The 26,153-nt window shown below is 52.0% G+C and carries 23 protein-coding genes, 1 tRNA gene and 1 pseudogene; 7 read left to right on the plus strand and 18 right to left on the minus strand.

The annotated features are described in order from the left end of the window. Positions 1–22 precede the first annotated feature (22 nt). A complete protein-coding gene (locus DG046_RS08180) occupies positions 23–1,141 on the minus strand; it encodes a pyridoxal-phosphate-dependent aminotransferase family protein (protein WP_108832024.1) in 1,119 nt (372 codons plus the stop codon). A 130-nt stretch (positions 1,142–1,271) separates the two neighbouring features. Between DG046_RS08180 and rbr the strand changes: the two genes are divergently transcribed. Together rbr and DG046_RS08190 are read left to right on the plus strand one after the other, a co-directional pair. Continuing rightward, entirely contained in the window at positions 1,272–1,856 is a 585-nt protein-coding gene (gene rbr, locus DG046_RS08185; RefSeq protein ID WP_108832025.1) for a rubrerythrin, read from the plus strand. A gap of 62 nt (positions 1,857–1,918) precedes the next feature. Continuing rightward, positions 1,919–2,218, plus strand: a complete 300-nt coding sequence (locus DG046_RS08190) for a DUF4298 domain-containing protein (RefSeq protein WP_108832026.1) — start codon at positions 1,919–1,921, stop codon at positions 2,216–2,218. 189 nt (positions 2,219–2,407) lie between these two features. Here the strand turns inward: DG046_RS08190 and DG046_RS09840 are convergent. From DG046_RS09840 to DG046_RS08215, 6 genes and pseudogenes are all read right to left on the minus strand, one after another. Continuing rightward, positions 2,408–3,286: pseudogene (locus tag DG046_RS09840) on the minus strand (IS3 family transposase); the annotation flags it as partial. After that, complete coding sequence (locus DG046_RS09845; protein ID WP_234411491.1) at positions 3,250–3,834, minus strand: helix-turn-helix domain-containing protein; 585 nt, start codon at positions 3,832–3,834, stop codon at positions 3,250–3,252. The pseudogene DG046_RS09840 and the gene DG046_RS09845, both read right to left, overlap by 37 nt. Before the next feature lie 148 nt (positions 3,835–3,982). Next, a complete protein-coding gene (tnpA, locus tag DG046_RS08200) occupies positions 3,983–4,441 on the minus strand; it encodes an IS200/IS605 family transposase (protein WP_068454115.1) in 459 nt (152 codons plus the stop codon). 188 nt (positions 4,442–4,629) lie between these two features. Next, entirely contained in the window at positions 4,630–5,475 is an 846-nt protein-coding gene (locus DG046_RS08205) for a 3-hydroxyacyl-CoA dehydrogenase NAD-binding domain-containing protein (protein ID WP_108832027.1), read from the minus strand. A gap of 33 nt (positions 5,476–5,508) precedes the next feature. Then, entirely contained in the window at positions 5,509–6,288 is a 780-nt protein-coding gene (locus DG046_RS08210; RefSeq protein WP_108832028.1) for an enoyl-CoA hydratase-related protein, read from the minus strand. A 28-nt stretch (positions 6,289–6,316) separates the two neighbouring features. Beyond that, on the minus strand, positions 6,317–7,498 hold the full coding sequence (locus tag DG046_RS08215) for an acetyl-CoA C-acetyltransferase (RefSeq protein WP_108832054.1): 1,182 nt from the start codon (positions 7,496–7,498) through the stop codon (positions 6,317–6,319). Positions 7,499–7,937: 439 nt separating this feature from the next. On the opposite strand from DG046_RS08215, the gene DG046_RS08220 reads away from it, so the two are divergent. Beyond that, positions 7,938–8,011: transfer RNA gene (locus DG046_RS08220), tRNA-Gly, on the plus strand. Positions 8,012–8,037: 26 nt separating this feature from the next. Here the strand turns inward: DG046_RS08220 and DG046_RS08225 are convergent. Next, positions 8,038–8,553 (minus strand): adenine phosphoribosyltransferase, encoded by a 516-nt coding sequence (locus tag DG046_RS08225; RefSeq protein WP_108832029.1) that lies wholly within the window; start codon positions 8,551–8,553, stop codon positions 8,038–8,040. A gap of 69 nt (positions 8,554–8,622) precedes the next feature. Here DG046_RS08225 and DG046_RS08230 point away from each other — a divergent pair, with 69 nt between their 5' ends. Then, positions 8,623–10,572 (plus strand): fructose-1,6-bisphosphatase, encoded by a 1,950-nt coding sequence (locus DG046_RS08230; RefSeq protein WP_108832030.1) that lies wholly within the window; start codon positions 8,623–8,625, stop codon positions 10,570–10,572. A gap of 39 nt (positions 10,573–10,611) precedes the next feature. On the opposite strand, the gene DG046_RS08235 is transcribed toward DG046_RS08230, so the two are convergent. Then, on the minus strand, positions 10,612–12,252 hold the full coding sequence (locus tag DG046_RS08235; RefSeq protein WP_108832031.1) for a DEAD/DEAH box helicase: 1,641 nt from the start codon (positions 12,250–12,252) through the stop codon (positions 10,612–10,614). 247 nt (positions 12,253–12,499) lie between these two features. Between DG046_RS08235 and DG046_RS08240 the strand changes: the two genes are divergently transcribed. Together DG046_RS08240 and DG046_RS08245 are read left to right on the plus strand one after the other, a co-directional pair. Beyond that, positions 12,500–13,645, plus strand: coding sequence for a 5-bromo-4-chloroindolyl phosphate hydrolysis family protein (locus tag DG046_RS08240; RefSeq protein WP_108832032.1), 1,146 nt, complete (start codon positions 12,500–12,502; stop codon positions 13,643–13,645). Next, the gene (locus tag DG046_RS08245; protein ID WP_108832033.1) at positions 13,638–14,747 is read left to right on the plus strand and encodes a toxic anion resistance protein; all 1,110 of its coding nucleotides are present in this window, start codon (positions 13,638–13,640) and stop codon (positions 14,745–14,747) included. Before DG046_RS08240 ends, DG046_RS08245 begins: the two co-directional genes overlap by 8 nt. A gap of 51 nt (positions 14,748–14,798) precedes the next feature. On the opposite strand, the gene DG046_RS08250 is transcribed toward DG046_RS08245, so the two are convergent. Both DG046_RS08250 and DG046_RS08255 read right to left on the minus strand, forming a co-directional pair. Further along, a complete protein-coding gene (locus tag DG046_RS08250; RefSeq protein ID WP_108832034.1) occupies positions 14,799–15,260 on the minus strand; it encodes a helix-turn-helix domain-containing protein in 462 nt (153 codons plus the stop codon). A gap of 199 nt (positions 15,261–15,459) precedes the next feature. Beyond that, positions 15,460–15,912 carry a helix-turn-helix domain-containing protein gene (locus DG046_RS08255; protein WP_108832035.1) on the minus strand — a complete coding sequence of 151 codons (453 nt, stop codon included), beginning with the start codon at positions 15,910–15,912 and terminating at the stop codon, positions 15,460–15,462. 410 nt (positions 15,913–16,322) lie between these two features. On the opposite strand from DG046_RS08255, the gene DG046_RS08260 reads away from it, so the two are divergent. Then, positions 16,323–17,225, plus strand: a complete 903-nt coding sequence (locus tag DG046_RS08260) for an S-layer homology domain-containing protein (RefSeq protein WP_108832036.1) — start codon at positions 16,323–16,325, stop codon at positions 17,223–17,225. A gap of 222 nt (positions 17,226–17,447) precedes the next feature. Here the strand turns inward: DG046_RS08260 and DG046_RS08265 are convergent, their stop codons facing one another. The 7 genes from DG046_RS08265 to DG046_RS08295 all read right to left on the minus strand — a co-directional run bounded on the left by DG046_RS08265 (position 17,448) and on the right by DG046_RS08295 (position 26,153). Then, entirely contained in the window at positions 17,448–19,148 is a 1,701-nt protein-coding gene (locus DG046_RS08265) for a Na/Pi cotransporter family protein (RefSeq protein ID WP_108832037.1), read from the minus strand. A gap of 162 nt (positions 19,149–19,310) precedes the next feature. Then, positions 19,311–20,708, minus strand: coding sequence for an alanine/glycine:cation symporter family protein (locus DG046_RS08270; protein WP_108832038.1), 1,398 nt, complete (start codon positions 20,706–20,708; stop codon positions 19,311–19,313). 432 nt (positions 20,709–21,140) lie between these two features. Further along, positions 21,141–21,638 carry an NUDIX domain-containing protein gene (locus DG046_RS08275; RefSeq protein ID WP_108832039.1) on the minus strand — a complete coding sequence of 166 codons (498 nt, stop codon included), beginning with the start codon at positions 21,636–21,638 and terminating at the stop codon, positions 21,141–21,143. An 11-nt stretch (positions 21,639–21,649) separates the two neighbouring features. Then, positions 21,650–22,267, minus strand: coding sequence for a V-type ATP synthase subunit D (locus tag DG046_RS08280; protein ID WP_108832040.1), 618 nt, complete (start codon positions 22,265–22,267; stop codon positions 21,650–21,652). A gap of 9 nt (positions 22,268–22,276) precedes the next feature. Next, positions 22,277–23,650: a V-type ATP synthase subunit B gene (locus tag DG046_RS08285; RefSeq protein WP_108832041.1), complete on the minus strand. Its 1,374-nt coding sequence runs from the start codon at positions 23,648–23,650 to the stop codon at positions 22,277–22,279. A gap of 3 nt (positions 23,651–23,653) precedes the next feature. Then, entirely contained in the window at positions 23,654–25,534 is a 1,881-nt protein-coding gene (locus DG046_RS08290) for a V-type ATP synthase subunit A (protein WP_108832042.1), read from the minus strand. Then, entirely contained in the window at positions 25,527–26,153 is a 627-nt protein-coding gene (locus DG046_RS08295) for a hypothetical protein (protein WP_108832043.1), read from the minus strand. The genes DG046_RS08290 and DG046_RS08295 overlap by 8 nt, the downstream gene beginning before the upstream one ends.

A 26,153-nucleotide genomic window follows, 5' to 3' on the forward strand; every position in this document is an offset into this window, starting at 1 on the left:
CTTGGCCTTATTATAACATAGCTCAGTGGAGCTCGTAGGCGTCGAAGCCTTCGGCGAAGCGGGTTTCGATTCCGTAGCTTGCGAAGACTTCATCCAACACCTTAAAGAGAGCGCTGAAGTTTTCCTCGGAAATATTGGCTCCCATGTGGCCGATGCGGATGATGCGGTCGTGGAGCTTGCCGGCGCCTTTGGAGATAAATACGCCCCTCTCCCGGCACTTGGCGAGAAATTCCGTGGCGGAGATTTCATCGGGCAGGCACACGGCGGTGACGGTGTCGGCGAAGGAATCCTTCGGGTAGAGCTCAAAGCCTTCCTTCACGAAAAGCGCCCGGGTCATCTTGCCGTAGGCCTTGTGCAGGGCGACGCTGTCTTTCGTCTCCCAAAGATCCAGGGCCTTGTTCAGGGCGCCGGTTAAGTGTTCGCTCATGGTGTAGGGGAAGGCGAAATCTTCTTGGCCGCTCATGTAGTTTAAGACATTCATGTAGTAGCTCGGGATGGGTTCCTTGCGGCTCCGCATCTTTTCTTCCGCCGCTTCGGAAATGGTAATCATTGAAAGACCCGTGGGGGCGGAGAGGCATTTTTGCGTAGCGGAAAGCATCATGTCCACACCGTAGGCGTCGAAGTCGATGTCCTCGCCCCCGAAGGAAGACACGCAGTCCACGATGGACAAAATACCGTAGTCCTTTAAGAGATTGCAAATGGCCTTTACGTCGTTGGTGAGGCCCGAGGGGGTTTCGCAATGGACCATGGTGGCCATGGCGAAGTCGGAATCCTTTTCCAGGTAGGCCTTTAATTCATCCAAATCGAAGCCCCGGCGATGGTCCTTTTCGTAAAGGACGGCTTCCCCGCCGAAGAAATTCACGTAATCGGCAAAGCCGCCGCCGAAGACGCCATTGCTCATGACCAGCACCCGCTCGCCCGGCTCCATCAACGAGCAGACGGCGGCCTCAAGGGCGAGCATCCCTTCGCCCAACATAATCACCGTGGGGCGGTCGGTCTTTACCACGGCGGAAAGGCGCTTCTCCACATTTCTGTGAAAGGCTTCGTAAGCCGGATCCAAGTCCGGATTGGTCACTACCTCGGTCATGGCCGCTTCCACTTCCGGTAAAAGGGTGGTCGGGCCCGCACATAAAATTCGCATGATCGTCTCCTTTATTTCATTCCTATTTTCTCATTCTTACTACCAGTATAACACGGCCGAGGCGGTTGAACGTAGGTGGAAATTGGGGTATACTGATTGCAACCGCGTATTCTATGAGAAATAGGAGGAAATCATGTCATTAAAAGGAACCAAGACCGCAAACAATCTGTTAATCTCCTTCGCCGGGGAATCTCAAGCCACGGCGCGCTACACCATGTACGCCAAGCAAGCGGACAAAGACGCTTCCGTTCAAATTAAGAACATCTTCTTGGAAACGGCCCGCAACGAAGAAGAACACGGCAAGCGCTTCTTCAAGTACTTAGTCGACGACTTTAACGAAGACGAACTCGAAGTGAAATGGGACTATCCTGTGGCCTTAGGCAGCACGGAATTGAACCTGAAAAACGCCGCCGAAGGGGAAGACGGCGAAGCCACCGACATGTATCCGAAATTTGCGGAAATTGCCCGCGAAGAAGGCTTCGATGAAATCGCCGACAACTGGATCGAAATCGCCGAAGTGGAAGAAGCTCACCGGGATCGCTACCTGAAGCTTTTGGAAAATGTAAAGGAAGGCAAGCTCTTTAAGCGCGACGAAGTCGTCCTCTGGAAGTGCAACAACTGCGGCTACATTCACGAAGGCAAAGAAGCACCGGAAAAATGCCCCGCCTGCTTCCACCCGCAAAAATGGTTTGAACTTTTCGTGGAAACCTATTAAAATAATCCGGAAACCAAGCACCGAGCCTCGGCTTCGGTGCTTTTTTCTTGAAAGGAGATACCATGGATCGAAACGAACGGGTGGCCGAAATGGAGGCCATTTTAAACAAACACACGGACGCCGTAAAGGCTTTTAAAAAAGCCCTGGCCACCTTCGACGAGGCGCAGATCGCCTACGACAAGCTGGATGCCTACTACAGCTCCAAGGATTGGTTCGACGATGTTGACGCCTACGACAAGGGCGAGATCACCGTGGACTGCGGCGTGCTCACGGAAGATGCCGTCTACGATTTAATCGGAGACAATTACGAAATGGCCAAGGAAATGATTCGCGTGGCCAACGATATTTTTCAAAAACACTGAAAAAGCGGGCAGCCCCCGCTTTTTTTATTGCAAGAAATCCGCCCGCTTTATGTCCGATCGCCGGTTGTTTTCCCCTTCACAAAAATTTCCGCAAAATAAACATCCCCCGGCGTTAGAGTGACCCCATAAAGTTGGACTTAATCGAGTAAGCATTTCGCTTGCTCGATTTTGTTTTACATAACATTCGTTCTATGCTGCGTTCATTCGTTCACGGTATTGCTTCGGACTTAGACCTCCTAACTTTTCTTTGATTCGATCGTTGTTGTAGTAGCGGATGAAATTTTCGATGGCCCGAACGAGTTCTTGTCGGCTTCGGTAGACGTAACCGTCGTAGATTTCTCTTTTCAAAACACTGAAGAAGTTTTCCATGGGTGCGTTGTCGTAGCAGTTGCCTTTTCTGGACATGCTTTGAAAGATGTGGTGTTCTTCCAACATGGCTTGATAGGCGGTCATTTGGTAGCCCCACCCACGGTCGGAGTGGAAGGTGCGCCGGTAGGGGCAGCCGTTGGTTCGTTCGATAGCTTCCTCTAAGCCTTGTAGCATGGTGACGCCGTTGGGTTGGTCGGAGAGGACGTAGCTGATGATTTCCAGATTGTACATGTCCATGTACGGATCGAGGTAGAGTTTCTTTGTTTGAAGTTTCCCCGCTTTGTCTTCGATGTAGTATTTGAATTCCGTGGTGTCGGTGGTAATTTTCTGGTAAGGGACAGAGGTATTGAAGCGACGGTTGATTCGATTCTTCTTGATTTTACCGACAACGCCTTTGTAGGAGTTGTACTTCTTGTATTTCCTGCCATAGGAGCGGACTTGAAGGCCCGTGACCTGAACCAGTCGTTGAACTTTCTTTTTGTTGATCGCCCAACCCCGGTTCTTCAGCTCCAGGTGGATCCTTCGATAGCCGTAGTCTTTGTGTTCGCGCCGTATGGACAAGATTTCATCTTTCAAGGATTGATCTTTATCTTCTTCACTCCACTTTTTCTGCCAGTACATAAATGTGGATTTGGGAAAGTTGATGGCGGCGAGGATCTCGTTTAGTTGGAATTGTTCTCGGAGTTTAGCGACGATCTTCGCCTTTTCTTCATTGCTTCTTCCCTCGCCAAACTCCTTAACTGTTCCAAGTACATCTTTTGAATGGTAAGTTTCCGATTCTCAGCTTCTAATTCTTTGATGCGATTTTCCAATGCCTCCCGTGTGGATGCATCAAGGGGCTCGTCATTCGTTGAAGACTTCGGTGTTTGATTGGAGTCGTCTTTTTTCGTCACAGGTCTCCCTCGCTTGTGTGGTCGCAGACCCTCAATGCCCTCCTCTCGGTATTTCCTGCGCCAGTTAACGATCATGGATGGGTTCGTCAAGCCGAGTTCAAGGGCCAATTGCTGGTAGCTGCATTCGCTCGTTTCGTAGCGTGTAATGGCTTCTAACTTAAACTCTACACTGTACGCACGATTATTTCTAGAGCGCATTAAACCTTCATCACCAAAATGTTTGTAATTATTCACCCAGTTCTTGATCAGTGATTCATCAATTTGATATTTATCTTCTAAGACGGAATAGCTTGTCTTCCCGGACAGGTATTCTTCGACGATTTTCTTCTTCAATTCATAACTATATTTTGCCATTAAAAGACCCCCAAAGGTTGGATTTCTTGGTCCAACTTTTGGGGGTCAGTGCACGTAGCCGGGGGTTTTCCTTTATCGGCCCAAAGGGCCTGTATTACTAGCTGCGCCTGAAGGGCGTCGGTGGTCTGCCCGTGCTATCGTTACTCGGCTACCCCTTAAAGGGGTTCGTCGTGTCAAAGGTTAGTTGCTCACTTATTTGATCCTCTTTCAGTTGATTTTGAATGTATTCCTGAATCTTTTTAGCGTTTTTTCCCGCGGTATCGACATAATAGCCTCTACACCAAAACTGCCTTCCCCTATATTTAAATTTCATGTCTCCCCATCGTTCATAGATCATGATGCTACTCTTCCCTTTTAGAAATCCCATGAATGAAGATACGGATAATTTGGGCGGGATCTCTAGTAGCATATGAACGTGATCCGGACATACTTCCGCTTCGATTATGTTTACGCCTTTCCAGCTACATAACTCGCGCAGAATCGCGCCTATTTCTAAGCGCTTCGATCCATAAAATACTTTTCGCCTGTATTTCGGAGCAAACACTACGTGATACTTACAATTCCATTTTGTGTGTGATAGACTATGGGTGTGATTTAGTGATGTCATTATTCCCTCCTGATTGTGATTGGTTGGCAGACCTTTCTTATCATACCATTCTGGGAATATCAGGTAATTATCGCTAAAGCTAAACGGAACCCCCGGTCTAACCGGGGGTTTTCTAATGCAAAAAGGGTAGGCCGAAGCCTACCCGATTTTGTATGACAGAAGCTCTTGAAAGCCTCAATTTGAATAGATTAGTCGTATTTGTAGAAGCCTTCGCCGCTCTTACGACCCAATTTGCCGCCGCGAACCATTTTGCGCAGAAGAACGTGTGCGCGGTATTTGCTGTCGTGGTAGTCGTTGTAGAGAACGTCCATGATGGCGAGGCAAACGTCCAAGCCGATTAAGTCAGCTAAAGCCAAGGGGCCCATGGGGTGGTTTGCGCCTAATTTCATGGCGGTGTCGACGTCTTCAACGGAAGCGACGCCGTCGCCGACGATGCCGATACCTTCGTTGATCATGGGGATCAGGATGCGGTTGACGACGAAGCCGGGAGCTTCTTCGACTTCGACCGGAGTCTTGCCGATTTCGTTGGTTAAGTCGATGATGGTCTTCTTGGTTTCTTCGTCAGTGTGCAGACCGCAGATGATTTCAACTAATTTCATTGCGGGAACCGGGTTGAAGAAGTGCATGCCGATAACTTTTGCGGGACGGTTGGTCACTGCAGCGATGTCGGTGATGCTCAAGGAAGAGGTGTTGGTTGCGAGGATGGTCTTTGCGTCGCAAAGTTCGTCGCATTGTTTGAAGTAGTCTTTTTTAACTTCGGGATCTTCCGAAGCGGCTTCGATAACGATGTCGCAGTCGGAAAGGTCTTTAAATTCTTCCACGATGGAGATGCGTTTCATGGCAGCGTCCATGTCTTCTTGCGTCATGCGTTCTTTGGAAACATTTTTGGCGTAAGCTTTTTCTACCTTGCCCATGATCTTGGCGATCTTTTCGTCGGTAAGGTTTCTACTCTTGATGATGACGTCGTGGAAAGGTGCGGCAACTTGAACGATGCCCAGACCCATAGTACCCGAACCGATAACTCCGATTTTCATAAGAACTCCTCCTGTTCTCTATTTAAAGATTGTTTATTTACCTGTAAATTCCGGAGCCCGTTTGCCCAGGAATGCGCCCATGCCTTCTTTTTGATCTTCGGTGGCGAAGCAGAGAGCAAAGGCCGATTTTTCAATGTCCATACCCGTTTGAATGTCCGCTTGCAGACCGTCTACAATGGCGCCCTTGGCGTAGGATACGGCGCGAGCACCCTTGGATGCGATGGTTTCGGCGAGTTTCATCGCTTCGTTCATCAATTCTTCCGGTGCGACCACGGCGTTGACCAAGCCGATTTCATAGGCGCGGTCGGCCTTAATGTTTTTGGCCGTGTAGATCAATTCTTTCGCGATGCCGACGCCGACGGTTCTCGGCAGGCGTTGGGTGCCGCCGAAGCCCGGGGTGATCCCGAGGCCCACTTCCGGTTGGCCGAAGACGGCTTTTTCGGAAGCGATGCGAATGTCGCATGCGAGGGACAGCTCACAGCCGCCGCCCAGGGCGAAGCCGTTGACTGCAGCGATAACGGGCTTGGAAAGCCGTTCGATTAACATAAAGGTATCCATGCCGAGTTTTGCAAATGCGTGGGCTTCTGCCGCATTGAGCGGTTGCATTTCAGAAATATCGGCGCCGGCGACAAAGGCCTTGCCTTCGCCGGTGAGAATCACGACGGCTACTTCGTCGTCCGTTTCCAGAGCGGTAAAGCAGCGGTTTAATTCGGTTAATACCTCGGTGTTCAGCGCGTTTAAGCTCTTAGGCTTATTGACCTTGACCGTGGCAATGGCGTTTTGTTTTTCGACAATCAGATATTGAAAGTCCACTATGGCACTTCCTTTCAGTTAATCCCGATTAGCGTTCGACGGTAAGTGCGGTACCCATACCTCCGCCGATACAGAGGGTAGCGAGACCCTTCTTGGCGTCGCGACGTTTCATTTCGTATAAGAGGGTGGTGAGGATACGTGCACCGGAAGCTCCGATGGGGTGACCGATGGCGATAGCCCCGCCGTTAACATTGGTTTTTTCCATGTCGAGACCTAAGGTCTTGGCAACTGCGCCTGCTTGTGCTGCGAAGGCTTCGTTTGCTTCCACGAGGTCGAGTTCGGAGAATTCCCAGCCGGCTTTTTCCATAGCTTTTCTGGAAGAGGGGATCGGACCCGTACCCATGATCTTGGGATCGACGCCTGCGGATGCGTAGCTTGCGATCTTAGCCATGGGCTCAACGCCTAATTCTTTGGCTTTTTCTTCGCTCATAACGATAACCATGGCGGCGCCGTCGTTGATACCGGATGCGTTAGCTGCGGTAACGGTACCGTCTTTAATGAATGCGGGTTTCATGCCGCTGATGCTTTCTTTGGTTACGCCGTCGCGGATGTATTCGTCTTTGTCGACGATGGTGACTTTACCTTTGCGGCCTTTAACTTCTACCGGAACGATTTCTTCGTCGAAGATGCCTTCTGCGCGCGCCTTGCTTGCACGTTGTTGGCTGACTGCGGCGATTTCGTCTTGATCGTCTCTGGTGACGTCGTATTCTTTTGCTACGTTTTCAGCGGTAACGCCCATGTGGTAGTCGTTGAATGCGTCCCACAGACCGTCTTTAATCATTTCGTCGACGAGTTTCTTTTCGCCCATGCGAGCGCCCCAGCGAGCGTCGTTTAAGAGGAAGGGTGCGCAGCTCATGGATTCGGTACCGCCGGCCAATACGACGTCGGCGTCGCCTGCTTTAATGATTTGTGCTGCGAGGGATACGGCACGTAAACCGGAACCGCAAACCTTGTTGATGGTCATTGCCGGCGTGGTTTCGGGCAGACCTGCGTGAAGGATGACTTGACGAGCCACGTTTTGGCCAAGACCTGCTTGAAGTACGTTGCCGATGATGGCTTCATCGACATCTTCCGGTTTGATGCCTGCGCGTGCGATGGCTTCTTTTGCTGCAACAACGCCTAAGTCGACGGCGCTTACGCTTTTGAATGCGCCCCCGAAGGAACCCACGGGTGTTCTTGCTGCACTTACGATGACGACATTTTTCATTATATAGCCTCCCTTATAAATATGTTCTGCTTGCTCGGTTGTCTTGCAATTGTTTTCCAACTTCTATCTGCATTATAAAATATAAATACAGGCGCGTCAATAGATTTGGGGAAAATTTGTTAATTATCTTTCAAGAAAATATTCGGGCAAGTCCCATGAATTAGGGATAATTATTTTTTATACAATCAGAAACGGGACTTTTACCCCTTCTTAACGGCGACTCGTTATGTTTTTTACATATCTTCGGGCTTGCGGGAAAATGATTTGCACCGCTTTCATGGTGATTCATCCGAAAAAAAAAGAGAGAGGCGCCGATGCTCTCTCTTCTCTTCAAATCCGCGGCCTTCGCGCGTCCTTTTTATAGCGCCTTTTCGAAAAGCGCTGTTCCCCTCCGCCGATCTTGACAGGCTTTCGCGGAAGGAGTAAAATACTGTTTACTTATGCGGGTGTAGCTCAGTGGCAGAGCCTCGGCTTCCCAAGCCGATCGCGAGGGTTCGATTCCCTTCACCCGCTCCACGGCCTTATGGCCGTTTTTTTATTGCCTAAGCGGGAAATTCCATGAGGGAGTAGACGGGCACGGGCATTTTGTCCCGGCCGTTTAATCCGTCGAGCTCGATCAGTACCAAGCAGCCGATGACATCGGCGCCGGCGTTTTTACATATTTCCACCGCCGCGCTTCCCGTGCCGCCGGTGGCCAAGAGATCGTCGACGATGAGTACCTTCTCCCCTTTTTCGATGGCATCCACGTGCATTTCCACCGTGTCGGAGCCGTATTCCAATTCGTATTCGGCGGAGTGGGTGTCCGCGGGGAGCTTGCCGGGCTTTCGGATGGGCACAAAGCCCACGCCGAGATCGTAGGCCAGTGGCGCGCCCAAGATAAATCCCCGGGCTTCGATGCCCACCACTTTGTCGATGGCTTCATCTTTTACTAAATCCTTCATGGCGTCGATGGCCTCGCGGAAGGCCTCGCCGTCTTTTAAAAGGGTGGTAATGTCCCGAAAGGTGATGCCTTCTTTCGGGTAGTCTTTGATGCTTCTGATTTTCTCTTTAAAATCCATAGTCGCCTCTCTTTCTTTTCTATTCATTTATACCCCAAAACTGGGTATAGGACAAGTAAGGAGGGGACTATGGAGCAATTATCCCAATTACAGAAAAACTACTACCGCCTCTTGGCCGAGAAATACCCGTCTCGTGACCGGGCCCTGGCCGAGGCACTATTACTCGAAAGCGGCCTGAATCTGCCGAAGCCCACGGAGCATTTCGTCAGCGATCTCCACGGGGAGTACCGAGCCTTTACCCACGTGATTCGAAACGCGTCGGGGGTGCTGCGCCGCTACATCGACGAACTCTTCCCGGAAAAATCCGAGGCAGACAGAAAGCGATTGGCCACGATTTTGTATTACCCGGAAGAAAAACTGAAGCTTTTAAAAGAAGCCATGGCGCCTGAGGAATACGACGCCCTGTTAAAGACCACTTTGGCCGACCTCATTCTCGTGGCGAAGCGGGTGGCGGCGAAGTACGACCACGATCAGATCGAGGCCACCTTCCCGGTCGACCGAAAGAAGATTTTGAACCTGCTCTTGCTGGAAGAGGCGGGTCTGCGCCACAAGGCGGGCTATGTGAAGACGCTCCACGATAAAATCGTGGCCTACGGCGAAGGGGAAATCTACATTCGCGATTTGGCGGATCTTTCCGTGCGCTACGCCGTGGACACCCTTCACGTCATCGGCGACATTTACGACCGGGGCGAGGAAGCGGAAAAGATCATGGACTACCTCATGGATTCGCCGAAGGTGGATATTCAATGGGGCAATCACGACATCGCCTGGATCGGCGCCTGCGCCGGGAATTTCGCCCTCATCGCCAATGTGATCCGCATCGCCCTGCGCTACAATGTGCTTCACACCATTGAAGACGGCTACGGCATCAATCTCATGCCCCTGGTGCGCTACGCCAGGAAGTACAAGGCCTCGGCGCCCTTTTATCCGAAAAATCCCGATCCCCACGAGGCCCAAAACGAAAGCTTGGCGAAGCTCCACAAGGCCGTGGCCGTGTTGCAGTTTAAGGCGGAAGGGCAGCTCATCGCTAAACATCCGGAATACGGCATGGACGCCATGGCCCTCTTGCACCGCATGGACCTCGAGTCGGGCACGGTGGAGGTAGGCGGAAAGACCTATCCCCTTTTGGACACGGACTTTCCCACGGTGGATCCCGCCGATCCCTACGCCTTTACGGAGGAAGAACAAGCGGTGGTGGATCGCCTCACGGAAAGCTTCACCTCCGGGGAGCGGCTGCGGAAGCACATTCGCTTTCTGATCGAGTCGGGAAGCATGTACTTGATTCGAAACGACAATCTCCTCTTCCACGGCTGTCTGCCCACGGACGATGAAGGCAACTTCGCCCCCACATCCGTTTTAGGAGAGCCTCTCGCCGGCCGAGAGCTATTAGATGCCTTCGATGCCGCCGTGCGGGACAGCTTCTTTGCCCGGGGCGAAAAGCAAAAAGAGGCGGCGGACCTCATGTTTTACTTGTGGTGCGGCGAAGCCTCGCCTCTTTTCGGCAAAGAGCGGATCACCACCTTCGAGCGCTACTTTATTGCCGATGAAGCCACACACAAGGAGGAAAAGAATCCCTATTACCGCCTGAGGGAGGAGGCGGATTTCGCGGAAAAAATCCTCCGGGCCTTTCACATCGACCCGGCCCGAGGCAAAATCATTAACGGCCACACCCCGGTGAAGCGCATGAAGGGTGAAGAACCCGTGAAGGCCGAGGGGAAAGTCCTCGTCATCGACGGCGGCTTCGCCCACGCCTACCGAAAGACCACGGGCACGGCGGGCTACACCCTGATCTCCAATTCCTACGGCATTCTCCTCGCCACCCACAGCCCCATGAAAGACGAAGAGCGCCGCATCGCCGACGACATCGATGTTACCTCTTCCTTGGCCTTCGTCACGGAATACGACCACCGGCGACTGGTAAAAGACACCGACGGCGGCAAAAAAGGGTTGGAAACCATAAAAGAACTCACTACCCTGGCAAAACTTTACGAAACAGGCGAAATCAAGACACAAAAATAAGGCCCCGCGAGGCCTTATTTTCTTGCGCGTAAATTCAATTTAATCTCTGTACACCCGCACGTGGTAGGTTTTTCCCCGGCTCTTCATGCCGTCTAATTGCTCGATGGCGCTTTTGGCGGCCTTCTTCGGCACTTCGATGACCGTGTGCCGGTCGCGGATTAAGATATTGCCCACCACGTCGCGGCCAAGATCCGTTTCTTTTTTAAAGATGGCGAGGATGGCTTTGGGAGTGATGCCGTCTTTTCTGCCTTTGTCCATGTAGAGTTTGGCGTTATTGGAGAAGCGCTTTTTGTTGCCCTTGCCCTTTTTCTCTTTGCCCTTGCGGTCTTTTCTCAGGCCCCGTGCGCGGAATTTCTTGCCGTAGTCCACCTCATCCAATGCGTCGTGTTTTTTCGACTGGGTGCTGTCGTCTAAAAGCTTCAAGAGGGCGGCGGAAATTTCCACGGCGCCGTATTCCAGGCGAAGCATGCTTTCCACCATGGGCTTGTATTTGGAAAGATCCGCATCGGCGTCCAGAATCTCGGCCACTTTGCCTTCCAGATTCTCCCGCTTGTTCACGTCCATTTGCTCCATGGTAGGCAGTTCCATGTAGGCGAGGTCGGCCTTGGTGTAGCGGACGATGTCTTCCAGCTTGTAAATGTCCCGTCCCACGATAAAGGAGAAGGAGAGGCCCTTGCGCCCGGCCCGCGCCGTGCGGCCGATGCGGTGCACATAGTATTCCTCGTCTTGGGGCAGGTCGTAGTTGACCACCATGTCCACGTCGCCTACGTCGATCCCCCGCGCCGCCACGTCCGTAGCCACGAGCATGTCGATGGAGGAATTTCTGAAGCGCTTCATGACGGCGTCCCGCTGGTTTTGCTTTAAATCCCCATGAAGGCCGTCGACAGCGTAGCCGCGGGATGCCATTTCGCTGACCAGGGCGTCCACCCGCTTTTTCGTGTTGCAGAAGACGATGGCCAGGGTGGGGTCGTAGATGTCCACGAGGCGGCTTAAGATTTCCGGCTTCATGGAGGCCTTCATTTCCAAATAGTATTGCTCGATGTTTTCCACGGTGAGCTGTTTGTGCTTGATGCGAATAATCTCCGGGTCCCGCTGGAATTTACGGGAGAAATCCATAATGTCTTTTTCCATGGTGGCGGAGAAGAAACAGGTCTGGCGCGTTTCCGGCGTCTCATCTAAAATGGTGCGCATATCGTCGCGAAAGCCCATGTCGAACATTTCGTCGGCCTCATCCAAAATGGCCACGGCGAGGTCGTCGAAGCGCAGGGTTTTTCGGCGCATGTGGTCCATGACCCGCCCCGGGGTGCCCACCACGATTTGCACGCCGCCTTTTAAGGCGCGGATTTGCCGCTCGATGCTGGTGCCGCCGTAGACGGGGAGAATCCTCACGCCTTTTTTGTAGGCGCCTAAATTGGCCAGCTCGTTGGCCACTTGCAGACACAGTTCCCGGGTGGGGCAGAGCACCAGGCCTTGGAGCGGCCCCTTTTTTTCTACCCGTTCCAACATGGGAATGCCGTAGGCGGCGGTTTTGCCCGTGCCCGTTTGGGCCTGGGCGATCACATCTTTGCCTTCTAAAAGAGGCGCCATGCTCTCGGCCTGAATGGGGGATGCTTCCTCAAAGCCCATGGCCTCGATGCCTTTTAAAATGGCTTCCGACAGATTAAATTCATTAAATTTCAAACGTTCCTCCTCGTTTCAAAAAAAAAGCAGTCCCGCGGACCACTCAGTTTGCTTATCTGATTATTTCACTTCTTTCCATTATGGGAGATGGGGCGGACAATTGCAAGGCTTTCGGCAAAAGAATTAATGTTTAAGTATCGGTAAAGATTTTTTAAAAGGCGAAAAAACTCCCCGCAATTTTTTGCCTTATGCTAAACTTAAAGTAGACTGCTTTGGATAAAAACAAGGCGTGAAAGGAGTTTCGGGATTGAAAGATAAAAATGCCATTGAAAAATTTGTGGACCGCGCCATGGAAGACGACGACTTTCAGGACGTGGCCGATGTCATAGAAAAAAGCGTGGAAAGCGCGATTCAGTACTCGAAGATGGGCGCCGGCGCCCTGATGCGGGGGGTGAAAAAGGGCTTCGGGCCGAAAGAGCCCGTGCGCCTTCCTGTAAACCGGGATCCCGCCAAGGTGAAGCAGAAGGTGACATCACCGAACACTTGGTTCTGGCTGAGAAATGCAGCCGGGCTTTCGGCCTTGGGCTCCTTTGTTTGCGCCCTCATGGTCTTTATCGACGACATCGCCTATGGTGTCTTCTCCTCCGACACCATTGCCGCGTTCCTCTTTCTTTTGATCTCCGCCGCGGTATTCGCCGCAGGCACCGTCATCAGCCAGCGCAATATGATTTTGGCACGGGACTTCTTCCGCATTCGCCGGGAGATTCAGGACCAATCGGTGCTGGCCACAGAAGACCTGGTCACGGCGCTGAATAAGCCCCAACAAACGGTGGCTGCAGAGATCAATCACATGATCCGAAAAGACTACCTGCCCCAGGCCCGCCTGGTGGAAGGAGGCGATCTGCTCCTCATCGATCACGCCGCCTACAAGGCCTACAAGGATAATTACATGGGCCGCACCATTCCCGTGAAGGAAAATGTGCCGGAAATCGAAGAAACGGAGGCGCCTACGGATGACGATCGGGCCACCGCCATGGAGGATTACGAAAAGACATTAAAAGAACAGCGGGATCGTGCCCACGACGGCGTCCTGAAGGATAAAATTTCCGCTCTCTTAAAGCTTTTGGATGCCATTCGCCATGCGGTGAACACGGATCCCGGCCGGGTGGAAAGCTTAAACAAGTTCGTAGACTACTACACCCCCACCACCATCAAGCTCATCGAGCGGTATCTGCAGTTTGAATCCTCCTCGGTGATTACGGATTCCATAAAAAAGACCATGGACGATATTTTGCGCTCCCTGGACAAAGTCATCGACGGCTACGAAAAATTATTGGACACTTTGTATAAAGACGACCTCTTGGATCTCAACGCCGAGATGGACGTCATGGAAACGGTGATGAAGCAAGACGGACTCATCGAAGAATCGGAAGGAGACGAATTCCATGAGTGATGAAATCAAATTGACCCTGGACGGCGCCGCGGACGCGGACATCGAATCGGAACTGACCTTGGAACCCAAGGAAGTGGACGCCCAAGTGAAGCTGACGCCGGCGGAGCAAAAGCAGGTGGATGAATTTGCCAAGACCATCGACCTGACCAATTCCTCGGTGATCCTGCAGTACGGCGTGGGGGCACAGAAAAAGATCTCGAACTTTTCAGAAAAAACCTTAAACTCCGTGCGCACAAAGGACCTCGGCGAAGTGGGAGGTCTCCTCGCCGAGGTGGTGACGGAGCTGAAGAGCTTTGAAGACGAAGACGAAAAGGGCCTGAAGGGCTTTTTGAAGCGCTCCACCAACAAGGTGACGGCCATGAAGGCCAAGTACGACAAGGCGGAAAAAAATGTAGACGACATCGCCCGGGTTCTGGAAGGCCATCAAATCACCTTGATGAAAGACATTTCCATGTTGGATCAAATGTACGATCTCAACGAAAAGTATTTTAAAGAACTGTCCATGTACATCCTCGCCGGCAATAAAAAGCTGGAGGACGTGCGTAACCGCGAGCTCCCCGCTCTTATGGCCTCGGCCACGGAGGGAAGCCTGGAGGCGCAAAAGGCCAACGACCTGCAAAACATGGCCAATCGCTTCGAAAAAAAGATCCACGATTTGGAACTGACCCGCATGGTGAGCCTGCAAATGGCGCCGCAAATTCGCATGGTGCAGGCGTCGAACACGGTCATGGCGGAAAAGATTCAGTCCACGGTGGTAAACACCATTCCCATCTGGAAAAACCAAATGGTTTTAGCCCTCGGCGTGCACCACAGCGAGCAGGCCGCCGAAGCCCAAAAGAAGGTGGCGGATCTCACCAATCAGCTCCTGAAGAAAAACGCCGAAACTCTGCGCCAAAGCACGGTGAATGTGGCCAGAGAAAGCGAACGGGGCATCGTGGATGTGGATACCATTCGCTACACCAACGAACAGCTCATCTCCGCATTGGATGAGGTCAGAAAGATTCAAATCGAAGGCCACGAAAACAGAGAAAAGGCCAAGCGCGAGCTGGAAGCCCTGGAAGCGGATCTGAAGCACCGCCTGCTTCCCCAAAACAATCAATAGAAAAGACCCCTCGCGGGGCCTTTTTTATTGGGCAAATTGATTTGTATGGAATTACCAAAATCCCTTTGTCTTGTCGTAAATAATCTTTCCCACTTGCACGACGAGGATGGCGCAGGCGAGGTAAAACAACAGATTCAGCGGATAGATTTTTACATAGTAGATGGGATTGGCGAAACAACTTCCGTCATGACGAAAAGCCAGCTCTTGATAAACCGGCGTTAAGAGAAAACAGATTAGAAACAAGAGGACATCCATGGCGAGGATAATCTCGCGCCTCGTAAAAAGTTTTTTCTGTCCTCTGCGTCCATGATCCACGGTTCCTTCTCCCGTCAAATCATCCATGGTCACACCGAAAAATGCGCAAAGCTTTAGCAGATTGCTCGTGTCGGGCACGGCTAAATCCTGTTCCCATTTCGATATGGCTTGACGGGACACGTGAATGGAACCTGCCAATTCTTCTTGGGAAATGCCCCGCTCTTTTCTAAGGGAGTGGATCCTTTCACCTATTGTCATGGTTCCTCCTTTCTTTTCCCTTCTATTTTGCCGTTATTTTATCTTTTTCGCCGCCCATTTTCTATCTATTTCGGGTGGCAATGGAGCAACCAAAGCTTCCAATTCAGTGTTTTTCCCTGAACGGAACGATTTTTATCCTATGTTCACTTCACACAGGAAGGGTCCTTCCGCAGGCGCTTGTTCTTCGCCTGATTTCGTTTTATCCGGATCTCTTTGCCTTGTCGTAAATAATCTTTCCCGCTTGCACCACGAAAATGATGCAGGCGAAGGCGAGGAGAATGTTTAGGGGGAAGTGTTGTAAGTATTCCCTCGAATCCGTAAGGTATTGGCCATAAAGAGACGAGTCTATCCATTGAAACAGGGGCGCTAAAAGAAGGCACAGGAGAAACAGGGCGGCGTCCAGAATCAAAATTATTTCCGCCTTTGAGAAACGGCCGTGCCGCACGCGGCCTTCCGCTTCCCTGCCCTCGAGGTAGGCCATGGTCGTATGAAAGTAGCCGCAGAGCTTCAGGCGGTCGCCGTAGGCGGGCAGGGCTTTGTCCTGTTCCCATTCCCGTAAATCGTCTACGGACACCTCCAAGGCTTCCGCCAAGGTTTCCAAGGACATGCCCTTCTCTTTTCGTAAATTCGCCATGCGTTCGCCTAATGACATACGCGCCTCCTTTTTTATTTAATACATTTTATCAAAACCCGCGCCCCTCTTACAATTCTTTCCGCAAAAAAACGGCTCTAAAATATCCATTGGGGAGTAACTCCTTAGAGCGACCCATAAAGTTAGACTTTATCGAGCAAGCAAAAATGCTACTTTTAATAACATAAAGATGGAATTTAAAAATCATCGGCCTTTTTATTTGACACGAAGATCCCATCCCGGTATGAAAACCATGGCGTTGCATGGTATGCCTACACATCGCTCCAAAGCAAAACGACCGGCTATTATCTAAGTTTTTTAAAGATTGCTGATGGATGGGCAAATTATGGTCGATGTTTGGGTATCACATCATTGAATGAATCTCACCAAGCTGAGTTACGAGCAATTCAAATCAGAAAAGGAGATTAGACATGAAAAGCAAAATGATTCGCTTAGCCCTATATGTTGCCGCACTATGTCTTATTCTATCAGATCCCGTATTGGCTTATGGGGGAGGCCGTGACCCTATGAAAGAGCCATGGTATGCCCCTGCAGTGAACTACTGGTCTCATAAGGGCTGCTTGGAAGAGGAGTGGGTTGAGGACCTAAACAGCTTGCAAAAGCGGGTGACCTGGTCTGACCTGGCCGGGACCTTGTCCAAGCTGGACAAGAATTATTCTGATGCCAACTACCAAACCGACTTATCTTCAGGTCCGGTGGCTTGGGCCAAGGACCTTGCCATAATGGACCGAAATTTAGAAGGGAATGATGCAGTCACCCGACTAGATGGAGCTAGAGCGCTTGCTACTTTCCTAAAGAAATCCTGCGCCAAAAGCCAAGTCCCTTTGAGTCGCACCGGCCTTTCGGATTTTTCCGACATTCCCCGGGCCGACCGGGAAGCTGTCCTCTTTGTAAAGGCCAATGGACTGATGAAGGGCCATGCTGACGGGCACTTCGGAGGAAATGAGCCCCTGCTTGTCTGCCAGCTGGTCCAAATTCTCTACAATGGGCGAGAGCTTTTTTCAGATATTAGGCTGGACAAGCTCTTTTTATTGGACCCGGCCCAGGTAGATTCTATTGAAATCCAAGATGGAACTACCGGAGATGTAAAGGTCATTAGGGAAAGGGACCAAGTCGCCAAGCTGGTAAAGCTCCTCAACAGCTTCCGGTTTCATAAGGCAGAATTTTCAGACCGCGACGGCTGGACTTGCCGGATGAAATTATATTCCTCTGCCGGCTTGGAGACAGACTTTACCTTGTCTGTCGACAGCGTGACCCTTAACCTGACCCGATACCAATCGAATGACCCTCATTTTTCCACCATCGTTAAGTGACCGGATCCTGCACAAGGGGCTTCATAAACGGAAGTCGAATGTTAAAAAGATGTAGCAACTTAGGCCTTTTGATCAAGAAATGAACTTGAGACATAAAAGATTGGTTCTAAAATGTCCATTGGGAGTAGCCTCCTCAATGGATATTTTTGTCTTGAATTTACAATCTAAGTGCAACAAAAAACAGCACCCCCTTTTGGAGTGCCGCTTCATTTCAATTTTTTATCAACCCGCCGTGGCGCGTCGGACGTCTTCCGCCACCAGGGATTTTTCCCCGTGGGTTTTAATGGGATCGAAGGTGAGGCGCGCGATGTTAAAGGCGTGGTCGCCGATACGTTCCAAGGTACCCAGGATGTCCACGAAGAGGGAGGTCGTGACCGTGGCTTCTTCGTGTTGAGAGGTCATGCGCCTGAAGTGGGAGGCACGAAGTTCGTATTCCAGGTAGTTGAGATTGTTTTCGTCTTCCTTCATGACATCGTAGAGGTGGTGGTCCCCGCCTTTATAGACGTCCACCCCGTTAACGTACATGTGGATCAACAGTTCGTAGATGGATATGAGCTCATCCATGGCTTCTTTATGGAATTCCTCGCCGGAATCGTAGATCATTTCGAAGTATTCCACGAGGTTTTGCACCAAGTCGCCGATGCGCTCAAAGTTTTTCTGCACCTGAAGGCTCGCCGAGTATTCGTCGGCCAGTTCTTCAGAGAGGGACTGCTTGGAAATCTTCAAGAGGTAACTTTCGATTTTCGTATCCAGGGAATTGACCATGTCTTCCAGCTGATTGACTTCGTGGAAGTATTTTTTGTCTTTGGTCAAGAGGTACTGCTTGCTGTCTTGAAGGGATTCAAGCACAATGTCGGACACCTGCAGGATCGCCGCCTTGGCCTGGGAAAGGGCCCCGGCCGGGAAGGTCTGGACCATGGCTTCGTCCAGCTGAATTTTCCCGAGCTCCAAGGTGAGGTCGTCGCGCCCCGGCATGATTTTTTTCAGGAGCAGGACGCATTTGGGAATCAGGGGCAGGAAGATGAGCATGCCCACGAAGTTAAAGGTGAAGTGGGCCACGGCGATGGTCATCATGTCGTTAAGATGAAGCGCCTCCGACATGTAGACGACGAAGCGTTCGTAGGGGCCGATAATGGCCAGGAAGAAAATAGACACGGACACGTTAAATAAAAAGTGGAACAGGGACGTGCGCCGCGCGGCCAGGCTGCCGCCGACGGAGGCCAAGGCCGCGGTGACGGTGGTGCCGATGTTTGCGCCGAAGACCAGGCCCAAAGCCGCCACCAAGGTAATGGATTTAGTGGCGTAGAGGGTTTGCACGATCCCGACGATGGCCGAGGACGATTGGATCACGCCGGTGACCACGGCGCCGATTAAGGCGGCCAGGATCGGTTGGCGACTGAGACGAACGACCATGTCGGAAAAGCCCGGGATGTACTGCAGTTCTTTTAATGCATCGCCCATGGTGTTTAAGCCGATAAACAAGAGGCCGAAGCCGATGATGATTTCGCCCAGGTAGATGGTTTTTTTCTTCGATGCCATCAGGGCCAAAAATACGCCTACGAGCAGTATAAAGTAGGCCAAGTAATCCAGTTGAAAACCGATTAAGATCGACGTCACCGTGGTACCGATGTTGGCGCCGAGGATAATGGCAATGGCTTGACTCATGCCCATGAGTCCGCTTCGTACGAGGGAAATGGCGATAACCGTCGCCGCCGATGAGGATTGGATCAAGCCGGTCATGACGATCCCGACGAGGACCGCCATCAGGGGATTGGACGTATATTTTTCTATATAGTCTCGAATTTTCGTGCCGGCAAACTTCGTCAGGCTGTCGCCCATGAGTTTGACGCCGAAAAGAAACAGGCCCAGACCGCCGGCAATAAAATGCCAGTCAATTTGAGACCATGAACTTACCTCGCCCATAGATTCTCCTTCCGTCACAATGTTTCATACATAGTCGATCTTATTATATCAAAAAGTAAAGTCCGGGTAAGGCTTATGTTATAAAATCTCTCTTTTTATTTCTTTCCCCGATTCGGCAGAAAAAAAGCGCCTGCGAGAGGCGCTTCGATTTTCTGTGAATGTTTACTTCCAATAATCCAATTTGCTTTCGTCCAGGCCGATGTTTCTGCCGATAAAGTGGGGATCTTTGCCGGCGTGGGCCTGTTCTTTGTAGTCTTTTAAGGCGGCCAGAGCCTGATTGCTCAAGAGCAAAATCGAGGGAATGTTCACGAGAACCATCATGGCCATTAAAAAGTCCGCCACATTCCACGCCAGTTCCATTTCCATGCTGCTGCCCAGGAAGATGAGCAGAATCGCCACGAGGCGGTAGCACAACATAAAGGTTTTGGAGGGCGCCTTTTTGTGGAGGTAGTTCAGGCAGCTGTCCACGTAGTAGAGATTGCCCAAAAGGGTGGTGAAGGCAAAGAGGGTCAACGACAGGGAGATAAAGACGTAGCCGTAGTGACCGAAGACCGTGGCCAGTGATTCCTGTACATAGGCGGCGCCGGCCAATTCTTCCGTGGCTTCCACGCCCGATGCCATGGCCATAAATGCCGTGGCGGAGCAGATCACCAGGGTATCTAAAAAGACGGAAAACATTTGAACGAGGCCTTGTTTTACCGGGTGGGACACGTCCGCCGAGGCAGCGGCGTTGGGCGCGGAACCCATACCGGCTTCGTTGGAGTACAGCCCACGCTTGACCCCTTGGACCAAAGCGGAGCCGGCCAAGCCGCCGAAGATGGCTTGGAAGTTAAAGGCGTCGGAGAAGATGTTTTTGAAGACCGTGGGCATGTAGGTAATGTTTTTCACGATCATAAACAGGGCCATGGCCACGAAGATAATCCCCATAAAGGGAACCAATGTGGAGGTGGCCTTGATGATGCGCTTGCCGCCGCCCAAGATGCAGAAGCCTGCGACGACGGCGAGGATGCCGCCGATGATCCAGGTGGTCTTTCCTTCCACGAAGAAATCGTAGACGCGGAAAGAGTCGGTCATGTTGAAGGACGCCAGCATATTAAAGCCCACGGCGTAGGTTAAAATCAAGAAGACGGCGAAGAGCACGCCTAATTTTCGGGAGCCTAAGGCCACTTCGATGTAGTAGCTCGGGCCGCCGTAGCTGTTGCCGTGCTCGCCCCGGCGCTTATAAATTTGCGCCAAGGTGGACTCGATAAAGGCCGATGCGCCGCCGATTAAGGCGATGATCCACATCCAGAACACGGCACCGTAGCCGCCGAGGCAAATGGCCTGTGCCACGCCGACGATGTTGCCCGTGCCGACGCGGGATGCCGTTGAGACCATGAGGGCCTGGAAGGAAGACACTTCCCCTTCGTGGGGCTTTTCACGCAACACCCGTAGGGATTCGCCGAACATCGAAATTTGTAAAAATCCCGTGCGCACGGTGAAGTAAAGGCCGGCGCCGATTAAAATAATAATAAGTATGGGGTAGTACAAATACCCGTTTACTTTCAGTAACAGATCCATTGTTCACCTCAGTTTCTTAACGATACGTACAACATTCATGGTTGTTCACATTCTATCACAACCAACTACATTGTAAAAGAATATTTTGCATTGACACGGATTTTTCCGCTCTGCTCTGAAAAAGCGGCCTCTTTGTTCTTTACATCAATCGGCAATTGACGCAAAAAACCTCTCCATTGCAAGCCGCGACGGAGAGGCTTTTCATACCTTCAGAAAGTGAGGCGCGTTTTATTTTTTATTGGCGATCTTCGCCAGATAGTATACGACGAGTACCATAAAGACGAGCTTTACAACGATGGTTATGCCGGAATATATACCTCCAAACAAAGCAGATTCCATAAAATACCTCCTAAATAATGGCTTCTACGAAAACGTCCATTTGCTTCCTTCGATCATAAAGCGCAGGTAATCTCTGCAAAGGCCCTTGTTAAATTAGTCGTTAAGCTTCGGCGCGATTTTTTCCATGTAGGTTTCGATGCGCGCGGCCATGGGCGGGGCGAAGTCGCCGGCGTTTAGCATGGCGCCGAGCTCCTCTTTGCCCACGAATTTGTAATCTTCCACTTCGCTTTTTTGCATTTTGATCTTGTCCACGTCTCTTACGAGGAGAAAGATTTTGGAAAATTTCTGATTTTCTTTCATGGTGCCGAGGAAGGTGAGGTCTCTGTCCGTGGCCCGAATGCCCACTTCTTCTTTGAGCTCGCGCAGGGCGCCCTCCAGTGGGCTTTCCTTATCCACGACGCTTCCCATGGTAAATTCCCATTGATGGGGGAAGGTTTTGTTCTTGGCCCGCTTCGTCACCAGGAGTTTCCCCCGGGAGATGACCATGACGCCCGAGACGACGAAATACTCCGTGGCCTCCAGCGGCTCTTTTCGGTCTTTTAAATAGCCCAGGTAGTTAAAATCTTCGTCGTACATGCGCCTCAGTTCCACGGCGGCCTCCTTTATTTGCTGACATTGTTTTTGACGCGCTTCAAGCGGAAGAAATCTTCCCGCTCTTTTTCCGCCAAAATTTCTTCGATTTCTTTTTTCGCGGCTTCGTACTTGGGAATTTGGATTTTTTCCAGGGCATTGGCCCGCTTCACGGTTTTTTTGATTTCCTTGGCCAGACGGTAGAGATCCGTTTCGATTTCAGCCAGCTCGTAAATCCTCGCCCGCATGTCGTGCATGCGAATGTAGGCTTCGTCGAAGGCGAAGTTGGATTCAAACATACTGAAGGTGGTTTGGGGCTTAAAGGCCTTGTAGTGGATTTCGGGGATCTCCACGCCCATGACGGAGCGGTAGCCGATGTGGTAGGGCTCTTCCGTGGGCATGGATTTGCTCATTCCCACCACGGACTCCCATCCCATGGTCACCGAGGCCATGGTGAGGGCGTCGTAGGATTGGCTGAAGTGCTTTTCCACCTCTTGTTGAATGGTTTGCGCCCGGGCGTTTAAGCGCATGATCTCGCGCATGAGCACGGCCCGCTTTTTATCCAGCAGGCTGTAGCCCCGCTTGGCAAAATCCAAAGCGTTTTTTACTTTGATTAAATTGGCTTTCGTCGCCGTTACGCGTTTCGCCATGGCTCACCTCTAATAATATTTCTCGAGAATCTTGGGATCGACGCGCACCAAACTGTCCTTGGGCAGGGTCCGGAGGAGTTCCCAGGCCTTGTCCAGGGTTTGGCCGATGGCGGAGGACTCGTTAAAGTCCTGGCCGATAAATTCGTTTTCGAATCGGCGGCCGAATTCCAAAAGCTTTTGATCCCCTTCGGAAAGTTCCTCTTCCCCGATGATTTGCGCCAAAGAGCGCACTTCGATGCATCGGGAATAGGAGGCGAAGAGCTGGGCGGAGACGTCGGAATGGTCTTCCCGGGTGTAGTCCGCCCCGATGCCGTCTTTCATCAAACGGGACAGGGAGTCCAGAATGTTAATGGGGGGATAAATGCCCTGGCCGTGCAAGTCACGGGAAAGCACGATTTGGCCTTCGGTGATGTAGCCGGTCAAGTCGGGAATCGGGTGGGTAATGTCGTCGGAGGGCATGGTCAGTATGGGAATCAAGGTGACCGAGCCCTTCACGCCTTTGATCATTCCCGCGCGCTCGTAGATGGCGGCGAGGTCCGAGTACAAATAGCCCGGGTAGCCTTTTCTGGAAGGCACTTCTTGTTGTTGGGAAGACACTTCCCGCAAGCTTTCCCCGTAGCTGGTCATGTCGGTCATAATGACCAGGACGTGTTTGTGTTGTTCGAATGCCAGGTATTCCGCCGCGGTCAGGGCGCATTTCGGCGCGATGATCCGCTCCATAATCGGGTCGTCGGCGTAGTTCATGTAGATGACGACTTTGTCCATAACGCCGGCTTCCATAAAGCTGTCCGTAAAGAAGGACGCCACTTCCCGCTTCAGGCCCATGCCGCAGAAGACCACGGCGAAATCGCCGCTTTCGCCCGCGTCGGAAACGTTGGCTTGGCGAACGATTTGGGCGGCGAGCTCGTTGTGGGGCAGCCCTGCGCCGGAGAAGATCGGGAGCTTTTGCCCGCGAATCAGGGTCATGACGGAGTCGATGCCGCGAATCCCCGTTTGGATGAAGTTTCTCGGGTATTCCCGGGCCACCGGGTTCATGGGCTGGCCGTTGACATTGTAAAATTTATCGGAATAGACCGGGCCGCCTTTGTCGATGGCGCGGCCGATGCCACTGAAGCGGCGGCCTAAGATTTCCGGGGACAGGGGGATTTCAAAGGGACGCCCTTCGAAGACCACGTTTAAATTTTCCGTGGAAACCCCCATGGATTCGCCGAAGACCTGAACCGTGGCGGCATCGTCGTTGATGCCGATGACCCGGCCCACGAGGATTTCCTTCGTGTCCCGATTGGTAATGGAGACGATCTCGCCGTAGCGCACCCGGTGCAGGCCGGAGAGCTGAATCAGGGAGCCGTCGACATTATCTAAGCGCAAATACTCTTTCTTCATGGCCTACACCTCCTCTTCTTGCGGTTCTCGGGCGGTTTTATCCGCTTCGCTTTGATTGTTTTCCTCCGCCTCTTGCTTTTTCTCTTGGATTTCGTAAGCTTCCATTTCGTTTTCGGCGATGCCGTATTCGATGCGGATTTCTCTGTAATGCTCTTGAATATCGTTGATTAAGTGGGTGAAGGCCTTCATGTCGTCGTTGGCAATGTTGTACTTCATGTTCACGATTTTGTTATGCAGGGCGTCGTCTTTTACTTCTTCAATGGAGATGCCCTGATCCAGCACCACTTTGCCCTCTTCGTACAAGGTGTCGATGACTTCCATCATGGCAAATTGTTTTTCCAGGGGCACGGACTGGTCGATGTCGTTAAAGGCGTTTTGTTGCAGGAAGGCGTCTTTGATCATACGGGCGATAATTAATAGGAAGCGTTCCTTGTCGGGAAGCACGTCCTCGCCGACGAGCATGACGATTTCCTGGAGCCGGGCCTCTTCGTTTAAGATGTTCATGAATTTCTTCCGCAGGCCCGGAAGGTCCCCGTCCAGGCGATTGTCGTAGTAGTTGGACAGGGCGCCGATGTAGCCGGAGTAGGAATGGAGCCAGTGAATGGCCGGGTAGTGCCTGGAGTAGGCCAGGTCTTTATCCAGGGCCAAGAACACATTGACGAAGCGGCGGGTGTTTTCCGTGACGGGCTCGGAGAAGTCGCCCCCGGCCGGGGAGACGGCGCCGATGGTGGTGACGGAGCCTTCCTCGCCGCATAAGGTTTTGGCGGAGCCGCTGCGCTCGTAGAAGGAGGCGATGCGACTGGGCAGGTAAGCCGGGTAGCCTTCTTCGGCGGGCATTTCTTCCAAGCGACCGGAAATTTCACGTAAGGCTTCCGCCCAGCGGGAGGTGGAGTCGGCCATCATGGCCACGTCGTAGCCCTGATCCCTAAAGTATTCGGCGATGGTGATGCCGGTGTAGATGGAGGCTTCACGGGCCGCTACGGGCATGTTCGACGTGTTGGCGATTAAGATGGTGCGCTGCATCAGGGGCTTGCCGGAGTTCGGGTCGATGAGCTTCGGAAAGTCTTCCAATACTTCCGTCATTTCGTTGCCCCGCTCGCCGCAGCCGATGTAGACGATGATGTCCGCGTCGCAGAATTTGGCGATGGAGTGTTGGGTCATGGTCTTGCCCGTACCGAAGCCGCCGGGAATGGCCACGGTGCCGCCTTTGGCAATGGGAAAGAATACGTCAAGCACCCGCTGGCCGGTGACCAGGAGTTGATCGGCGTCTAAAAATTCGTCGACGGGCCTCGGGATACGCACGGGCCAGGGATGACTCATGGCCACCTCGTGTTCCTCGCCGGCTTCGTCTTTGATTTTGCAGACGGGTTCCACAATGTTGTAATCGCCGGCCTCGGCGACCCACACCACTTCCCCGGAGACGTTCGGGGGGAGGATGATGCGGTGGGTAATGATTTCCGTTTCTTCCACGGTGCCCACGACGGCGCCGCGGTGAAGCACATCCCCCGCCTTGACTACGGGCTCAAAGGCCCAGAGCTTTTCCAGATCCAAATTCATCATGCCGATGCCTTCGGGGATAAAGCTGCCGTATTTTTCGTTGATGCGGTTAAGAGGCCGCTCGATGCCGTCGAACATGTTTCCGAGAAGGCCCGGGCCTAAACGCACGGAGAGCGGCCCGCCGGTGGAGACGATGCCCTCGTCCCGCATAAGGCCTTCGGTTTCTTCGTAGACCTGCACGATGCCTTCGTCGCCGTGAATGGCGATCACTTCGCCGATCAGCTTTTTATCGCCGACCTGCACCATTTCCCGCATGGAGAAATCCCCCATGGGCTTGCCCACGACGACGGGCCCGTTGATCTTTATGATTTTTGCTTCTTTACTCATGGTCCATCTCCTCTTGGAACAGGCGGTAGAGCAGCTTGCCGATGGCGTAGCGCTTGTCTTCGATCATGGTGTAAAGGTCGTAGTTTAAACTGTACGTCCTGTCCATGTCGCTGATGGTGTGCCCACCGATGCGCGCATCCTCTAAGGTCTCTCCGTGAAGGACGATGCCCTTTTCCTCGGCCATGGTCTTAAATGTATCGAAAAACCGATCCATGTCCGCCGCCACCATGTGGAAGCGGTACTCCCCGGGCTTTAATTCATTCAGGGACTCCTCCACGCGAACGGCGAGGTCTTCGCCGTATTGCGGGGTGTGGGTGTATTCCACGGCCCGGGCACGAATGGCTTCGATAAAGTCTTTTTTCAGTTCGTTGATCTTTTTAAGTTCCAAGACGCGCTCGTTTTCCTTGGCCTTGGCGATCTTTTCATTGCCCATGACCCGGGCGAGATCGGCGCGGCGACGAACGATGTTGTCTTTTTCTTCGTTCAGTTGTTTTTCCTTGCGCTCCAAAAGGTTGTTTTTTTCCTGTTCCCAGGCCTCTTTGCGCTTCTGTAAATCCGTTAAACGCCGCTTGTAGACGACGTTTTCGAATAATTCCAATTTGCTTTCGACTTGCAGCAT

The sequence above is a fragment of the Aedoeadaptatus coli genome (genome assembly GCF_900343085.1).
GTDB lineage: Bacteria > Bacillota > Clostridia > Tissierellales > Peptoniphilaceae > Aedoeadaptatus > Aedoeadaptatus coli.

What these genes read in the sequence shown, in the direction of transcription:
- DG046_RS08260 (WP_108832036.1), top strand. Translation starts at nt 16,323, where the DNA reads ATGAAAAGCAAAATGATTCGCTTAGCCCTATATGTTGCCGCACTATGT.
- DG046_RS08225 (WP_108832029.1), bottom strand. Translation starts at nt 8,553, where the DNA reads ATGGATTTTAAAGAGAAAATCAGAAGCATCAAAGACTACCCGAAAGAA.
- DG046_RS08245 (WP_108832033.1), top strand. Translation starts at nt 13,638, where the DNA reads ATGAGTGATGAAATCAAATTGACCCTGGACGGCGCCGCGGACGCGGAC.
- DG046_RS08285 (WP_108832041.1), bottom strand. Translation starts at nt 23,650, where the DNA reads ATGAAGAAAGAGTATTTGCGCTTAGATAATGTCGACGGCTCCCTGATT.
- DG046_RS08230 (WP_108832030.1), top strand. Translation starts at nt 8,623, where the DNA reads ATGGAGCAATTATCCCAATTACAGAAAAACTACTACCGCCTCTTGGCC.
- DG046_RS08270 (WP_108832038.1), bottom strand. Translation starts at nt 20,708, where the DNA reads ATGGATCTGTTACTGAAAGTAAACGGGTATTTGTACTACCCCATACTT.
- DG046_RS08255 (WP_108832035.1), bottom strand. Translation starts at nt 15,912, where the DNA reads ATGTCATTAGGCGAACGCATGGCGAATTTACGAAAAGAGAAGGGCATG.
- DG046_RS08180 (WP_108832024.1), bottom strand. Translation starts at nt 1,141, where the DNA reads ATGCGAATTTTATGTGCGGGCCCGACCACCCTTTTACCGGAAGTGGAA.
- DG046_RS08265 (WP_108832037.1), bottom strand. Translation starts at nt 19,148, where the DNA reads ATGGGCGAGGTAAGTTCATGGTCTCAAATTGACTGGCATTTTATTGCC.
- DG046_RS08250 (WP_108832034.1), bottom strand. Translation starts at nt 15,260, where the DNA reads ATGACAATAGGTGAAAGGATCCACTCCCTTAGAAAAGAGCGGGGCATT.
- tnpA (WP_068454115.1), bottom strand. Translation starts at nt 4,441, where the DNA reads ATGACATCACTAAATCACACCCATAGTCTATCACACACAAAATGGAAT.
- DG046_RS08205 (WP_108832027.1), bottom strand. Translation starts at nt 5,475, where the DNA reads ATGAAAATCGGAGTTATCGGTTCGGGTACTATGGGTCTGGGCATCGTT.
- DG046_RS08295 (WP_108832043.1), bottom strand. Translation starts at nt 26,153, where the DNA reads ATGCTGCAAGTCGAAAGCAAATTGGAATTATTCGAAAACGTCGTCTAC.
- DG046_RS09845 (WP_234411491.1), bottom strand. Translation starts at nt 3,834, where the DNA reads ATGGCAAAATATAGTTATGAATTGAAGAAGAAAATCGTCGAAGAATAC.
- DG046_RS08190 (WP_108832026.1), top strand. Translation starts at nt 1,919, where the DNA reads ATGGATCGAAACGAACGGGTGGCCGAAATGGAGGCCATTTTAAACAAA.
- DG046_RS08280 (WP_108832040.1), bottom strand. Translation starts at nt 22,267, where the DNA reads ATGGCGAAACGCGTAACGGCGACGAAAGCCAATTTAATCAAAGTAAAA.
- DG046_RS08290 (WP_108832042.1), bottom strand. Translation starts at nt 25,534, where the DNA reads ATGAGTAAAGAAGCAAAAATCATAAAGATCAACGGGCCCGTCGTCGTG.